General features: G+C 73.2%; 15 protein-coding genes. 13 read left to right on the top strand and 2 right to left on the bottom strand.

From position 1 onward, the window contains the following. Nucleotides 1-25: 25 nt before the first annotated feature. Nucleotides 26-1,381, bottom strand: coding sequence for a CapA family protein (locus TR42_RS06875; RefSeq protein WP_081953233.1), 1,356 nt, complete (start codon nucleotides 1,379-1,381; stop codon nucleotides 26-28). A gap of 83 nt (nucleotides 1,382-1,464) precedes the next feature. Here TR42_RS06875 and pgsA point away from each other — a divergent pair, with 83 nt between their 5' ends. From pgsA to TR42_RS06930, 11 genes are all read left to right on the top strand, one after another. Further along, on the top strand, nucleotides 1,465-2,034 hold the full coding sequence (pgsA, locus tag TR42_RS06880) for a CDP-diacylglycerol--glycerol-3-phosphate 3-phosphatidyltransferase (RefSeq protein WP_201770787.1): 570 nt from the start codon (nucleotides 1,465-1,467) through the stop codon (nucleotides 2,032-2,034). Then, complete coding sequence (locus TR42_RS06885) at nucleotides 2,021-2,503, top strand: CinA family protein (protein WP_042214332.1); 483 nt, start codon at nucleotides 2,021-2,023, stop codon at nucleotides 2,501-2,503. The genes pgsA and TR42_RS06885 overlap by 14 nt, the downstream gene beginning before the upstream one ends. An 88-nt stretch (nucleotides 2,504-2,591) precedes the next feature. Then, a complete protein-coding gene (locus tag TR42_RS06890) occupies nucleotides 2,592-2,903 on the top strand; it encodes a helix-turn-helix domain-containing protein (RefSeq protein WP_052405798.1) in 312 nt (103 codons plus the stop codon). 4 nt (nucleotides 2,904-2,907) lie between these two features. Next, complete coding sequence (locus TR42_RS06895) at nucleotides 2,908-3,144, top strand: DUF3046 domain-containing protein (protein ID WP_042214335.1); 237 nt, start codon at nucleotides 2,908-2,910, stop codon at nucleotides 3,142-3,144. Nucleotides 3,145-3,388: 244 nt separating this feature from the next. Further along, complete coding sequence (recA, locus tag TR42_RS06900) at nucleotides 3,389-4,462, top strand: recombinase RecA (protein ID WP_042214337.1); 1,074 nt, start codon at nucleotides 3,389-3,391, stop codon at nucleotides 4,460-4,462. Nucleotides 4,463-4,465: 3 nt separating this feature from the next. Then, the gene (locus tag TR42_RS06905) at nucleotides 4,466-5,026 is read left to right on the top strand and encodes a regulatory protein RecX (RefSeq protein ID WP_042214338.1); all 561 of its coding nucleotides are present in this window, start codon (nucleotides 4,466-4,468) and stop codon (nucleotides 5,024-5,026) included. Nucleotides 5,027-5,053: 27 nt separating this feature from the next. Next, nucleotides 5,054-6,514 carry a ribonuclease Y gene (gene rny, locus TR42_RS06910; RefSeq protein WP_042214340.1) on the top strand — a complete coding sequence of 487 codons (1,461 nt, stop codon included), beginning with the start codon at nucleotides 5,054-5,056 and terminating at the stop codon, nucleotides 6,512-6,514. Between the two features lie 3 nt (nucleotides 6,515-6,517). Next, nucleotides 6,518-8,026 carry a tRNA (N6-isopentenyl adenosine(37)-C2)-methylthiotransferase MiaB gene (miaB, locus tag TR42_RS06915; protein ID WP_042214342.1) on the top strand — a complete coding sequence of 503 codons (1,509 nt, stop codon included), beginning with the start codon at nucleotides 6,518-6,520 and terminating at the stop codon, nucleotides 8,024-8,026. Then, nucleotides 8,023-8,973 carry a tRNA (adenosine(37)-N6)-dimethylallyltransferase MiaA gene (gene miaA / locus TR42_RS06920; protein WP_236623385.1) on the top strand — a complete coding sequence of 317 codons (951 nt, stop codon included), beginning with the start codon at nucleotides 8,023-8,025 and terminating at the stop codon, nucleotides 8,971-8,973. Before miaB ends, miaA begins: the two co-directional genes overlap by 4 nt. Nucleotides 8,974-9,093: 120 nt before the next feature. Next, complete coding sequence (dapF, locus tag TR42_RS06925; protein WP_042214344.1) at nucleotides 9,094-9,969, top strand: diaminopimelate epimerase; 876 nt, start codon at nucleotides 9,094-9,096, stop codon at nucleotides 9,967-9,969. Then, nucleotides 9,970-10,560 (top strand): YdeI/OmpD-associated family protein, encoded by a 591-nt coding sequence (locus tag TR42_RS06930; RefSeq protein WP_042214346.1) that lies wholly within the window; start codon nucleotides 9,970-9,972, stop codon nucleotides 10,558-10,560. Nucleotides 10,561-10,567: 7 nt separating this feature from the next. Here the strand turns inward: TR42_RS06930 and TR42_RS06935 are convergent, their stop codons facing one another. Continuing rightward, nucleotides 10,568-11,155 carry a class I SAM-dependent methyltransferase gene (locus TR42_RS06935; RefSeq protein ID WP_042214559.1) on the bottom strand — a complete coding sequence of 196 codons (588 nt, stop codon included), beginning with the start codon at nucleotides 11,153-11,155 and terminating at the stop codon, nucleotides 10,568-10,570. 75 nt (nucleotides 11,156-11,230) lie between these two features. Between TR42_RS06935 and hflX the strand changes: the two genes are divergently transcribed. Both hflX and TR42_RS06945 read left to right on the top strand, forming a co-directional pair. Next, nucleotides 11,231-12,757 carry a GTPase HflX gene (gene hflX / locus TR42_RS06940; protein WP_042214348.1) on the top strand — a complete coding sequence of 509 codons (1,527 nt, stop codon included), beginning with the start codon at nucleotides 11,231-11,233 and terminating at the stop codon, nucleotides 12,755-12,757. Further along, nucleotides 12,754-14,667 (top strand): ATP-dependent DNA helicase, encoded by a 1,914-nt coding sequence (locus TR42_RS06945; protein ID WP_042214349.1) that lies wholly within the window; start codon nucleotides 12,754-12,756, stop codon nucleotides 14,665-14,667. Before hflX ends, TR42_RS06945 begins: the two co-directional genes overlap by 4 nt.

Raw genomic sequence — 14,667 nt, forward strand, 5'->3', positions numbered from 1 at the left:
GGCGTGACGCGCCGGACCTGACGGGTCAGGCGGACGGGGCGGGCCGCAGCAGCGCGTAGGCGTGCTGCGCGAGACCGGTGCGAGGCGCCGTGATCTCCGTCGCCTCGTCGCCGACCGCATCGCGCACCGCCGCGTGGCGCGTAGCGACCTCGGCCGCCGTCAGCGTGCCCGAGCCGTCGGCGATGTCCGCCAGCGCGTGCACGGTGTGACCGCCGCGCCGGTCCACCGTGGTCGCGATCCAGCCCGCGTCGACGCTCACGTCCCCGTCGGGCGTCACGGTGAACGTCGCGTCGAGCAGCACCCCGTTGGAGGTCGCCGCCGTGCAGCACGAGGCGTCCTGGTTGGAGAGCAGGTTGCCGAGGCCGAAGGCGGTCCACATGCCGTCGCCCGACGGGCCCCCGGGGAGCAGCTCGACGGGCTGCGGCACGTGCGCGTGGTGGCCGATGTAGAGGTCCACGAGCCCCGACTCGGCGATCTGCGTCGCGATCGAGCGCTGCGCGGCGCTCGGCTCGGTGCGGTACTCGACGCAGCAGTGGACCGAGGCGACCACCACGTCCGCGCCGTCGTCCCGCGCGCGCTGCGCGGCCTCGATGATCGGGCTCGCGTCGGCGGCGTCCGCGTCGAAGGTGTCGACCTCCCACGCCGCCGCCTCGGGCATGCCGTTGGTGCCGTACGACCAGCTCAGGTGCGCGACGCGGACCGTGCGGTCGCCGTCCTGCACCACGTAGTACGAGATCGCCTCGGACTCGTCCTCGGTCCGCGCGGTGCCGGCGTGCTGGAGCAGCTGGTCGTCGAAGGCCGCGAGGGTGGCCTCGACTCCGGCGGATCCCTTGTCGACGCTGTGGTTGGACGCGGTCGAGCAGCCGTCCCAGCCCATCGTGGCGAGATCGCGGACCAGCGCGCTCGGTGCGGAGAAGATCGGGTAGCCGGACGGACGCACGCCCTCGGGCGAGACCGGCACCTCGAGGTGGCAGATCGCGAGGTCGGCGCCCTGGAGGTAGGGGACCAGCCCGTCCATGAGCGCGGTGTAGTCGTAGCTGTCGTCGGTCTCCGCCGAGGCGTTGACCGGCGTGTGGGTGAGGATGTCGCCGCCCGCGACCAGCGAGAACGTCACGTCCTGCGCGACGGCCGCGATCGGCGTCGGCGAGGGAGCGGGGACGCTCTCCGTCGTCGCGGTCGCCGTCGGCTCGGGCGTCGCCGTGGCCGAGGGCGCGGCGGTGCCGGCCCCCTCCGCGGAGGCGGTCGGGGCGCCCGCATCGGTGCCGATGCCGGCGAGCCAGCCGAGCGACGCGCCGGCGATGAGGGCGGTCGCGGCCGCGAGCACGAGCGCGAACGAGGCTCTCGCCGGGCCCGCGGGAGCATGACGGGTCGGGCGGTGCATGCCTCGATTATCCCGCGCCTCGTCGGTTGCCCGGGACCACCGCGTCGCGCGCCTCATGCCCCGGACCGCATTAGGGTGTGTGCGTGACCTCCGCTGTTCCCAACGTGCTCACCGTCGCGCGTCTCGTCATGGTGCCCGTGGTGCTCGCGTTGCTGTTCATCGACGACGGCGCGGAGGGCGCCGCTCGCTGGTGGGCCCTCGCGCTGTTCATGATCGCGGCCGCGACCGACTTCTTCGACGGCTACCTCGCGCGTCGCTGGGGGGTGGTCAGCCCGTTCGGCAAGCTCGCGGATCCGATCGCGGACAAGGCGCTCGTGCTCGGCGTGCTGGGCATGCTGGTCCTCACCGACGGGATCCCGTGGTGGCCCGTCGTCATCATCGCCGCGCGCGAGCTGTGGGTCACCATCGGGCGTCTCCTGGTCGCCGCCGGCACCGTGATCCCCGCCTCGCCGGGCGGCAAGGCCAAGACGATGGCGCAGCTGCTCGCGATCTGGCTCTACCTGATCCCCGGCATGCCGGGCTGGGTCGACCAGGCCGCGTGGTGGGTGCTGCTCGTCGCGACCGCGCTCGCGCTCGTCACCGGCATCGACTACACGGTGAAGATCCTGCAGGCCGCGCGCGAGCAGCGCGCGGACGGCCATGCCGCGGCCTGACGGGCTCGTCGCGCTCCTGAACGCGCGAGGCGCGACCGTGGCGACCGCCGAGTCCGTCACCGGCGGCGCGGTGTGCGCCGCGCTGGTGTCGGTGCCGGGCGCGTCGAGCGTGGTGCGCGGAGGCATCGTCGCCTACACGGCCGCGATGAAGCAGGCGCTGCTGGGCGTCGATCCGGACCTCATCTCAGCCGAGGGGGTCGTGTCGGAGGCGGTGGCCGGGGCCATGGCGCGCGGAGTCCGCGAGGCGACGGGAGCCTCGTTCGGCGTCGCGACCACCGGGGTGGCAGGGCCCGACCCTCACGACGGCGTCCAGCCGGGACGCTTGTGCCTCGCCGTGAGCGCTCCGGACGGGACGTGGACGGGGACCGTGAGCCTCGCAGGCGATCGTGACGCGGTGCGCGCCGGCGCGGTCGACGCGGCGCTCGACGCGGTCGCGGCGCGCCTCGACGGAGATGCAACCCAGCTGTAACCGGGGTGCCACCGCCGCGGAACAACGCTGGGGTATGGTGCGTTGTGTCACCATGGACAAGGGCCGCATGACGTCGAGGGGAGAGCGCATGCCCGTGCTTCGCAACGAGATCGGCGAGGTGCTGCGAGACGCACGCCTCACGCAGGGCAAGACGCTGCGCGACATCTCCTCCGGCGCCCGTGTCTCCCTCGGATACCTCTCCGAGGTCGAGCGCGGTCAGAAGGAGGCGTCGTCGGAGCTGCTCGCCTCGATCTGCGATGCGCTGGACATGCCCATGTCGACCATCCTCCGCGAGGTGTCGGACCGCTTCGCCGCGGCCGAGTCGCTCGAGATCGTCCCCGTCATGCCGTCCATCCCGGACACGGTGCCCGAGCTCCTCAGCTCGATGCGCTCCCGCTAGGCGCGTGCGTCTCAGCGAGTTCTGGGATCTCGCCGACGCGGTGTTCGGGGAGTCCTACTCGCGCACCCTCGCGCGCGAGCTCTCCCTCGACGACTTCGACTCCCTCACGCCTGCGGCGGCGCTCGAGGCCGGGCGCCCGCCGCGCGACGTGTGGCACGCCTGGTGCGAGCAGATGAGCGTCCCGGTGCACCAGCGCGACGGCGGCGACGACCGCCGCATGGTCCCGCCGCCCCGCCGCTAGGGGCGTCGCGCCTGGTGCGGGCCTGGTGCCCGCCCGGCGCGCCGGAGCCGTCCGATCGCGTGGCGACACGCCGGGCGGCGTGTCGTTTCCCTTCGAACAGATGTTCGATATACCGTGGTCCCCAGGACGTCGCGAGGGCCCACGTTCCACCCGGAGACCGGCCGCTCGCGGCGGTGTCAGAGGGTCGACGTAACGTCGGACGCGACACGACGGCAGACCTGCCCCGGATGGATGCGAGGAAGACATGGCACAGGCACAGGACCGCGCGAAGGCGCTCGAGGCGGCGCTCGGGCAGATCGACCGCCAGTTCGGCAAGGGCTCGGCGATGCGGATGGGCGAGAAGACCGTCGTCCCCGTCGAGGCGATCCCCACCAGCGCCCTCGCGCTCGACATCGCGCTCGGCATCGGCGGCCTGCCGCGCGGCCGCATCGTCGAGATCTACGGCCCCGAGTCCTCCGGTAAGACCACGGTCGCGCTCCACGCGGTCGCGAACATGCAGAAGGCCGGCGGCACCGCGGCGTTCGTCGACGCGGAGCACGCGCTCGACCCCGAGTACGCCCGCAAGCTCGGCGTCGACGTCGACAACCTCATCGTGTCGCAGCCCGACACCGGTGAGCAGGCCCTCGAGATCGCGGACATCCTCGTGCGCTCGGGCGGCATCGACATCCTCGTCATCGACTCGGTCGCGGCGCTCGTGCCCAAGGCCGAGATCGAGGGCGAGATGGGCGACAGCCACGTCGGCCTCCAGGCCCGCCTCATGTCGCAGGCGCTGCGCAAGATCACCGGTGCGCTCAACACCACCGGCACCACCGCGATCTTCATCAACCAGCTCCGCGAGAAGATCGGCGTGTTCTTCGGCAGCCCCGAGACCACCACGGGTGGAAAGGCGCTGAAGTTCTACGCCTCCGTGCGCCTCGACGTGCGTCGCATCGAGACCCTCAAGGAGGGCACGGAGCCGGTCGGCAACCGCACCCGCGTCAAGGTCGTCAAGAACAAGATGGCGCCGCCGTTCAAGCAGGCCGAGTTCGACATCCTCTACGGCCAGGGCATCTCGCGCGAGGGCGGCATCATCGACCTCGGCGTCGAGCACGGCTTCGTGAAGAAGTCGGGGGCCTGGTACACGTACGAGGGCGACCAGCTCGGCCAGGGCAAGGAGAACGCCCGCAACTTCCTCAAGGACAACCCGCAGCTCGCGGACGAGATCGAGCGCAAGGTGAAGTCGAAGCTCGGCATCGGCGTCCCGGTCGGCGAGGAGAACCAGGACCTCGAGCCCGCCAAGCAGGCGCCGGCCGGCAAGAGGGGCAAGAGCGACGCCTGACGCATGAGCGAGACGTCCGACCGTCCCCGTGGGCGCCGTTACCGGCGCCCACGGGGCGAGTCTCCCGAGGACCTCGAGCCCATCACGGACCCCGAGAAGGCCCGGGAGATCGCGCTCGGCGTGCTGACCCGGGCCTCGCGCTCGGCCGCGCAGCTGCGCGAGAAGTTGATCTCGCGCCGGGTCGAGCCGGGGCTGGCAGACGAGATCGTCGCGCGCTACATCGAGGTGGGCCTGGTCGACGATGCCGGGCTCGCGGCGACCATCGTGCGCACCCGGCACTCCGAGCGAGGGCAGTCGCGCCGGGCCATCCGCATGGAGCTCGCGCGCAAGGGCTTCGAGCCCGATCACATCGACGGGGCGCTCGACCAGATCGACGACGAGGACGAGCGCGAGCGTGCCGGGGAGCTCGCGCGCCGGCGCTGGCAGCAGCTCGCCGCGCATCCGGTGGACGTCCGCACGCGACGCGTGGTCGCGATGCTCGGACGCAAGGGCTACCCGAGCTCGCTGGCATTCGCACTCGTGTCAGACTTGCGACGTGCCGATGATGAGGATGGCGGATGCTGACACGCCCGCACGAAGGAGGAGCAGGGGATGCCCCAGTCGCTGATCATCCTGCTGCTTCTGGGCTCGAGCCTCATCGCCCTGCTGCTCGTGCTCTTCGCCCGCCGCGAGGCGGCCGCCGAGCGTGAGGCGGCGCGCAACGAGGCCGCGATGGTGCGCGAGGAGGCGCAGGCCAGGCTCGCCGAGGTGAAGCGCCGCGAGGAGAACTCGCTGGCGCGTGAGAAGGACGTCGCCGGCGATCAGCGCACCGCTCAGCAGTACGCGCGCGCGCTCGACGAGCGCGCCGCCGTGGTCGCCCGCGACGAGAAGCGGCTCGCGCAGACCCGCGGCCGTCTCGAGGACGAGCGCACCGCGGCGCTGGCCGCCGTGGCCAAGACCACCGTCGACGAGGCCCGCACCGAGCTCACGGAGGCGCTGCTCGAACGCGCGCGCGCGGCGGCGGCCGTCGAGCTCCGACGCCTCGAGAAGCGCACGCAGGCGAACGCGGAGGAGCGGGCGCGGGCGATCCTCGTCGAGGCGATGCAGCGCCAGGCCGCGGCCTCGTCCTCCGAGCACTCGACCACGTGGATCGACCTGCCGAGCGAGGAGATGAAGGGCCGCATCATCGGTCGCGAGGGCCGCAACATCCGGGCCTTCGAGGCGCTCACCGGCGTCACCGTCGTGGTCGAGGAGGGCGTGAACGCGGTGCAGCTGTCCTGCTTCGACCCGGACCGCCGCGAGATCGCCGAGGTGACGCTCGCGGCGCTCGTCGAGGACGGTCGCATCCAGCCTCAGCGCGTCGAGGCCGAGTACACGCGCGCCGTCGCCGGTGCGGTGCAGCGCCATCGTGCCGCGGGCCTGGACGCGCTCACCGCCGCCGGGGTCTCCGGAGTCGCGACCGAGGTGGTCGACACGCTCGGACGGCTGCGGCTGCGGACCTCGTACGGCCAGAACGTGCTCGCTCACCTCGTCGAGGCGTCGCAGATCGCGGCGGACATCGCCGCCGCCGTCGGCGCGGACGTCGAGGTCGCACGTCGCGGCGCGCTGCTCCACGACGTCGGCAAGGCCTTCTCGCATGAGCAGAAGGGCACGCACGCGGGGCTCGGCGCGCGTTTCGCCGCCGAGCACGGCGAGGAGCCGGCGGTGGTCAACGCGATCGCCGCGCACCACGACGACGTTCCCGCGGAGACCATCGAGGCCGTGATCGTGCAGGTCGCCGACGCCGTCTCGGCCTCCCGTCCGGGCGCGCGTCGGGAGGACATCGACGCGTACCTCAAGCGCATGGAGAACCTTGAGAGGCTCGTGCTCGAGCACCACGGCGTGACACGCGTGCTCGCGATGGCCGCAGGACGCGAGGTCAGGGTGGTCGTCGAGCCTGACGAGATCGACGACGCGGGGACCCAGGCGCTGGCGCGTACAATTGCGGAGCACATCACCCAGGACTTCACCTTCCCCGGAGAGATCAAGGTGACCGTGATCCGCGAGCTACGTGCGGACGCCGTCGCCGGATAGAGCATGACCGACACCACCCTCGCACCCACGTACGTCGTCCGGACGCTCGGGTGTCAGATGAACGTGCACGACTCGGAGCACATGGCCGGCCTCCTCGAGGGCGCCGGCTACACGGCCGCGCCGGAGGGCGCCGAGGTCGCCGACGTCGTCGTCATCAACACCTGCGCCGTCCGCGAGAACGCCGCCACCCGCCTCTACGGCAACCTGGGCCAGCTTGCCTCCGTCAAGGCGCAGCGTCCCGGCATGCAGATCGCCGTCGGCGGCTGCCTCGCGCAGAAGGACCGGGGGGAGATCGTCAACCGCGCGCCGTGGGTCGACGTCGTCTTCGGCACGCACAACATCGATGTGCTCCCGGTCCTCCTCGAGCGTGCGCGCCACAACGCCGCCGCCGAGGTCGAGATCGAGGAGTCCCTCAAGGTCTTCCCGTCGACGCTGCCGTCGCGCCGCGACGCCATCGCCTCCGGCTGGGTGTCGATCTCCGTCGGCTGCAACAACACCTGCACGTTCTGCATCGTCCCGTCGCTGCGCGGCAAGGAGCGCGACCGCCGGCCCGGCGAGATCCTCGCCGAGGTCGAGGCGCTCGTCTCGCAGGGCGCCGTCGAGGTCACGCTGCTCGGCCAGAACGTCAACTCCTACGGGGTCGAGTTCGGGGACAGGGGAGCGTTCGCCAAGCTGCTCCGGGCATGCGGCGAGATCGAGGGCCTCGAGCGCGTGCGCTTCACGTCGCCCCACCCGGCCGCGTTCACCGACGACGTGATCGAGGCCATGGCCGCCACGCCGAACGTCATGCCCAGCCTCCACATGCCGCTCCAGTCGGGCTCGGACCGCGTGCTGCGGGCGATGCGTCGCTCGTACCGCTCGGAGCGCTTCCTCGGCATCATCGACCGCGTGCGGGCCGCGATGCCCGACGCGGCCATCACCACCGACATCATCGTCGGCTTCCCCGGCGAGACCGAGGAGGACTTCCAGGAGACGCTGCGGGTGGTCGAGGCCTCGCGCTTCACGTCCGCCTTCACCTTCCAGTACTCGCCGCGCCCCGGCACCCCTGCCTACGAGCTCGAGCCGCTGCCCAAGAAGGTGGTGCAGGAGCGCTTCGAGCGTCTCCTCGCGCTCCAGGAGCGGATCACGCTCGAGGACTCGCAGGCGCTGGTGGGCCGCGAGCTCGACCTGCTGGTGCTCGACGCCGCGGGCCGCAAGGACGGCGAGTCCGCGCGTATGTCGGGCCGCGAGCCCGGCAACCGGCTGGTCCACTTCGCGGTGCCCGGCGGCGCCGAGGTGCCGCGCCCCGGCGACATCGTCACGGTGACGGTGACCCACGGCGCGCCGCACCACCTCATCGCCGACTCCGGCGTCGAGGGCGGGACCTACTCCGTGCGGCGCACGCGCGCCGGCGACGCGTGGGACGCGGCGCAGGGCGGCGACCACGATCACGGCGGCGACTCGTGCGGCACGGGCGGCGGTGCGCCCGCCGGGCCGGTCTCGCTCGGCCTCCCCTCGCTGCGTCGCGCGTGAGCCCCGTGCCAGCGGACGATGCGCCGGCGATCGTCGCGGTCGTCGGCGCCACCGCGACCGGCAAGTCGGCGCTGAGCCTCGCGCTCGCCGAGCGGCTGGACGGCGAGGTGGTCAACGCCGACTCGATGCAGTTCTACCGCGGCATGGACATCGGCACCGCGAAGCTCCCGGTCGCCGAGCGCCGCGGGATCCCGCATCACCAGCTCGACATGCTCGACGTCCACGAGGACGCCTCGGTCGCGCGCTTCCAGGCGGACGCGCGCGCGGACATCGCCGCGATCCACGCACGCGGCCGCCGCGCGATCGTGGTGGGCGGCTCGGGGCTGTACCTGCGCGCCCTGCTCGACGTCTTCGAGTTCCCCGGCACGGACCCCGCGCTGCGCGCGAGCCTCGAGGCTCGCGCCGAGGAGGAGGGTCCGGGAGCGCTCCACCGCGAGCTCGCCGCGCTCGACCCGGAGGCCGCGGCCAAGATCCCGCCGCAGAACGTCAAGCGGCTCGTCCGTGCGCTCGAGATCATCGCGCTCACGGGCTCGACCCAGAGCTCGCTGCCGCGGCACGAGTACGCGGCGCCCGCGGTGACCCTCGCACTCGACCTGCCGTACGAGCTTCTCGATCCTCGCATCGACGCACGCGTCGAGACGATGTGGGAGGAGGGCCTGGTGGACGAGGTCCGCACGCTCGACGCGCGCGGCCTGCGCGAAGGCGTGACCGCACGGCGCGCCGTCGGCTACGCCGAGACGCTGCGGCACCTCGACGGCGAGCTCGACGCCGCCGCGACCCGCGCGCTCATCGCGCAGCACACGCGCCGGCTCGCCAGGAAGCAGGCGCAGTGGTTCCGCCCCGACCCGCGCGTGCGCTGGATCGACGCGCCCCGCGACCACGGCGACATCGCGCGGGCGGCCGCCGACGCCGCGTCCGTGGTGGCCGAGGCGGACGCGGGCGCCTAGCGCGCGAGCGACCGACAGTCCGGGTGCGGACCGGAGCGGAGCTACCAGGGGCGACCCGGTCCAGCGGCCGCGGCCGGCGGGGTGGGAGCCGTCGTGCCGGCCCCTCCCTAGACTTGACCCATGACAGCGCTCGCCTTCACCAAGGGACACGGCACGGAGAACGACTTCGTGCTGCTCTTCGACCCGCACGGGCAGGTCGACCTCGACCCGGGGCTGGTGCGCTACCTGTGCGACCGCCGCGCGGGCATCGGCGGCGACGGCGTGATCCGCGCGGTCCGTGCGGGCGGGCTCGAGGCGGGCGCGGGGCTCGCCCCCGCGACCTGGTTCATGGACTACTGGAACGCCGACGGGACGACGTCGGAGATGTGCGGCAACGGCGCGCGCGTGTTCGGCGCCTTCCTCGAGGCCGAGGCGGGCGAGGAGCTCGGCGGGGGCACGGAGTTCGCGACGCGCGGCGGCCCGCGGACCGTGAGGTCCCTGGGCGGCGGACGCTACGCGATCGGGATGGGCGCCTACCGCGTCGGCGACGCGACCGACGGCTTCGACTCCGAGGTCGCGGCGCGCGGGCTCGAGCCGGTGCGCCCCGCGCTGAGCGTCGACATGGGCAACCCGCATCACGTGGTCGCGCTGGCGGACGTCGGGGAGCTCGCGGCCCTCGACCTCACCGAGGCGCCCGAGGTGCGTCCCGTGCCGCCGCACGGCACCAACGTCGAGTTCGCGGTCGCCCTCGGATACGAGGAGCGCGACGGCGAGACGCGCGGGCGCGTGCGGATGCGGGTCCACGAGCGAGGTTCGGGGGAGACGCGCTCATGCGGGACCGGCGCGTGCGCGGTCGCGCTCGCGATGCGGACCTGGGCCGGCGTCGGGGCTCCCGACGTCTGGGACGTCGAGGTTCCCGGCGGCGAGGTGACCGTGCGCATCGTCGGCGGCACGACCGTCCTCGAGGGCCCCGCGGTGCTGGTCGCGACCGGGACCGTGGAGACCCCGGCGGGCTGAATGATCCCCGTCGAGGCCGGCGAGGACGGCGTCCCGCGGGTCCATCCCGAGGACGCCGAGGAATGGCGCCGCTGGCTCGTCGAGCATCACGCGACCGCGTCGGGCGTGTGGGTGGTGCTGTGGCGCCGCGCGTCGGGGCGCGAGGGCCTGACCTACGAGGACCTGGTCCGTCAGGCCTTGTGCTTCGGCTGGATCGACGCGGTCACCAAGCGGCTCGACGAGTTCCGCACGCTCCAGTACTGCGCGCCGCGCAAGCGCGGCTCGGGATGGGCGCGCACCAACAAGGCGCGCATCGTCGAGCTCGAGCGGGAGGGGCTGATGGCGCCCGCGGGCGCGGCGGTGATCGCGGCGGCCAAGAGCGACGGCTCGTGGACGGTGCTGGACTCCGTCGAGGCGCTCGAGGTGCCCGAGGACCTGGCGGAGGCGTTCGCCGCGCATCCGGGCGCGCGCGAGACGTGGGAGGCCTTCCCGGTCTCGGCGCGCAAGCAGGGCCTCCAGTGGGTGGCCTTCGCGAAGCGTCCGGAGACGCGGGCGCGCCGCTGCGCGGCGATCGCGGACGGTGCGGCGCGCGGCGAGCGCGTGCCGTCCTGAGGCGGCGTCAGGCGGAGACGCGGAGCACGCGGAAGCCCTTGGAGCTGCCGACCTTCTCGATCGCGCCCCAGCCCTGCGCGGCGATCCACCTCGCGAGCGAGTCCGCGCCGAGGTTCTTCTGGACCACCAGGTAGGCCTCGCCGCCGGGGGCGAGGCGCGGCAGCCACGTCGCGAGCAGGGCGTGCAGGGCGTCCTTGCCGATCCGGATGGGCGGGTTGGACCAGATGGTGTCGAAGGTCGCGTCCGCGGGGACCGCGTCGGGGAGCGAGGCGTCGACGGCGACCCCGAGCCGGGTCGCGTTGCGGCGCAGCAGGTCGAGCGCCCGCTCGTTGACGTCGACGGCCGTGACGGACGAGGCGCCGCGCAGGGCCGCCTCGAGCGCGATCGGGCCCCAGCCGCAGCCGATGTCGAGCACCCGGCCGCGCGGCTCGGGCACCGTACGCAGCAGCACCTGGGTGCCGAGGTCCACGTGACCGGGGGAGAAGATCCCCGGCGCCGTCTCGACCTCGACCTCGCGGCCCGCGAGCGTCGCGCGGATGGTCCGGCGCTCGTCGGCGGAGGCGGGCTGCGCGGTGAAGTAGTGGTCCTCGGTCACGACGTCGAGGGTATCGCCCGGGGCATCGTCCACGCGCTCCGCGCGGTCGGAGCGGGGTGAGACAATGGTGCACGTATGAGCGACACAGCAGCAGACGACCGCGAGGACCTCGCGCAGCCCGCCCCCGACCAGAACGCCTCGAGCCGCGCCGATGCGGTGATCGACCGCGTCCTCTCGCGCGCCGGCACGGCGGTGGCCGAGGGCGGCACCTTCTCCACCGACTACGACGGCGATCAGCTCGACCGTGAGGAGCGCGCCGCGCTCCGACGCGTCGCCAACCTGTCGACCGAGCTCGAGGACATCACCGAGGTCGAGTACCGCCAGCTGCGCCTCGAGAAGGTCGTGCTCGTCGGCCAGTGGTCGCACGGCACCTCCGAGGACGCCGAGATCTCGCTGCGCGAGCTCGCGGCCCTCGCGGAGACGGCCGGCTCGGAGGTCCTCGACGGCGTGCTGCAGCGCAGGCCGCACCCGGACCCCGCCACCTACATCGGCAAGGGCAAGGCGCTGGAGGTCCGCGACGTCGTGGCCGCCGTGGGCGCCGACACCGTCATCGTCAACGACGACCTCGCGCCCAGCCAGCGCCGCGCGCTCGAGGACGTCGTCAAGGTCAAGGTCATCGACCGCACCGCGCTGATCCTCGACATCTTCGCGCAGCACGCGAAGTCCAGGGAGGGCAAGGCGCAGGTCGAGCTCGCGCAGCTCGAGTACCTGCTCCCGCGCCTGCGCGGCTGGGGCGAGTCGATGTCCCGCCAGGCCGGTGGCCAGGTGGGAGGCGCCGGCGCGGGCATGGGATCCCGCGGACCCGGTGAGACCAAGATCGAGCTGGACCGCCGGCGCATCCACACGCGCATGGCGCAGCTGCGCCGCGACATCAAGGCGATGGAGCCCGCACGCGCAGTGCGCCGCGAGCGCCGCCTGGGCCTGCCCAACGTCGCGATCGTCGGCTACACCAACGCCGGCAAGTCCTCGCTGCTCAACCGCGTCACCGGCGCGGGCGTGCTCGTGGAGAACGCGCTGTTCGCGACCCTCGACCCCACGGTGCGCCGCTCGCAGACGCCCGACGGACGCGAGTTCACCGTCTCCGACACGGTCGGCTTCGTGCGCGACCTGCCGCACCAGCTGGTCGCCGCGTTCGCCTCGACGCTCGAGGAGGTCGCGCACGCGGACCTCATGCTCCACGTGGTCGACGCGTCGCACCCCGATCCCGAGAGCCAGATCCGCGCGGTGCGCGAGGTGCTGGCGGACGTGCCCGGCGCGGACCAGGTCAAGGAGGTGCTGGTCCTCAACAAGGCCGACATCGCCGACCCCGAGACGCTCATGCGCCTGCGCGGCCGCCGCGAGATCACCATCGAGGTGTCCGCGCTCACGGGCGAGGGCATCGAGGAGCTCATGGACCTCATCGGGCGCGAGCTGCCGCGCCCGGAGGTCACCGTCGACGTGGTGGTGCCGTACACGCGCGGCGACCTCGTGAGCGAGGTCCATCGCCACGGCGAGGTGCTCGCGCAGTCGCATGTGGCCGAGGGCACGCACCTCACCGCGCTCGTCGACGCGGGCCTCGCCGCCCGCCTCGAGGAGGCCGGCGTCGCCTCGGCGTCCCTGTGACCTCGCACGACGCGGACGCGCTGCTCGAGCGCGCCGTCGGGGCGCTCGGAGGCGAGCCGCGCGAGGGTCAGCTCGAGATGGCCCGCGCCGTCACCGACGCGCTCGGCGGCGACGCGCATGCGCTCATCCAGGCGGGGACGGGCACGGGCAAGTCGCTCGGCTACCTCGTGCCCGCGGTCGCGCACGCGGTCCGGACCGGGAGCCGCGTGGTCGTGTCGACCGCGACCCTCGCGCTCCAGCGGCAGATCTTCACCAAGGACCTCCCGCTGGTGGCGGAGGCGCTCGCGCCGGAGCTCGGCGAGCGCGCACGGATCGCGCTGTTCAAGGGCCGCGGCAACTACCTGTGCGTCCACAAGATGGCCGGCGGCTACCCCGAGCCCGAGGACGACATGCTCCCGATCGGGCCCACCAGCGAGATCGGCCGCGAGGTCGTGAGGCTCAACGAGTGGGCGGACACCACCGACACCGGCGACAGGGACGACCTCGTCCCCGGGGTGAGCGGCCGCGCGTGGGCGCAGGTCTCGGTGTCGGGGCGCGAGTGCCTCGAGTCGAAGTGCCCCGTGCTCGAGCAGTGCTTCTCGCAGCGCTCGCGCGAGGAGGCCGCGAAGGCCCACGTGGTGGTGACCAACCACGCGGTGCTCGGCGTCCAGGCGACCAGCCACGACTTGCTCGGCGAGCACGACGTGCTGATCGTCGACGAGGCGCACGAGCTGGTGAGCCGCATCACGTCCTCGGCCACCCACGAGCTCACGGTGTCGATGGTCGATCGCGCCGCGCGCCACACCCGGCGGTGCGGCTTCGCCACCGAGGACCTCGACCGCGCCGCGCGCCACCTCGACGGCGCGCTGGGCGACTGCGAGCCCGGGAGGCTGCGTCTGGGGCTGCCCGAGGCGCTCGCGATGGCGGTCGCGGAGGTCCGCGCGGCCGCGCGGCGGTGCATGTCCGAGCTGCAGAAGAAGTCGGAGGAGGCGGGCGCCGCGGGCAAGGTGGCGGGCGCGTCGCTCGGCGAGGTGGTCGACGTGTGCGAGGACCTCCAGGGCGAGCACGGCTTTCAGGTGATCTGGCTCGCGCCGCGCGACGGCGACTACGACTCGCAGGTGGCCGAGCGCATCCTCGCGGCGCCGCTCGACGTCGCGGGCCTCATCCGCGAGAAGCTGCTCGACGAGAAGGCATCGGTCATGACATCGGCCACGCTCGCGCTCGGCGGCGACTTCGGCGCGATCTCGCGCCACCTCGGGGTCGACCACGCCGTCACGCTCGAGGCGGGCAGCCCGTTCGACTACCCCCGCCAGGGGATCCTCTACGTCGCGAAGCACCTGCCCAAGCCGGGCATGGGCGGGATCTCCGAGGAGGCGCTCGACGAGCTCGCGGCGCTCATCGAGGCCGCCGGCGGACGCACGCTCGGGCTGTTCTCCTCGCACAAGGCGGCGCAGATGGCGACCGAGGCGATGCGAGAGCGGCTCGACATGCCGGTGCTCTACCAGCTCGACGATCAGCTAACGACGCTCGTCCAGCGCTTCAAGGACGACGAGCCGACGTGCCTCTTCGGCTCCACGTCGCTGTGGCAGGGCATCGACGTGCCTGGCCGCACCGCGAGCCTCGTGGTGATCGACCGCATCCCGTTCCCGCGTCCCGACGAGCCCGTCGCGCAGGCCCGCACCGAGGCTGTCGCGAAGTCCGGCGGCAACGGCTTCATGGCCGTGAGCGCGACGCACGCGGCGCTGCTCCTCGCGCAGGGCGCGGGCCGCCTCATCCGCGCGAGCGGCGACAGGGGCGTGGTGGCGGTGCTCGACCCGCGGCTCGCGACGGCGCGGTACGGCGGCTTCCTCACGCGGTCGATGCCCGACCTGTGGCCCACCACGGACCGCGAGGTCGCGCTCGGGGCGCTGCGGAGGCTCACGGCCTCCTGA

This window comes from Demequina mangrovi (assembly GCF_000759715.1).
GTDB lineage: Bacteria > Actinomycetota > Actinomycetes > Actinomycetales > Demequinaceae > Demequina > Demequina mangrovi.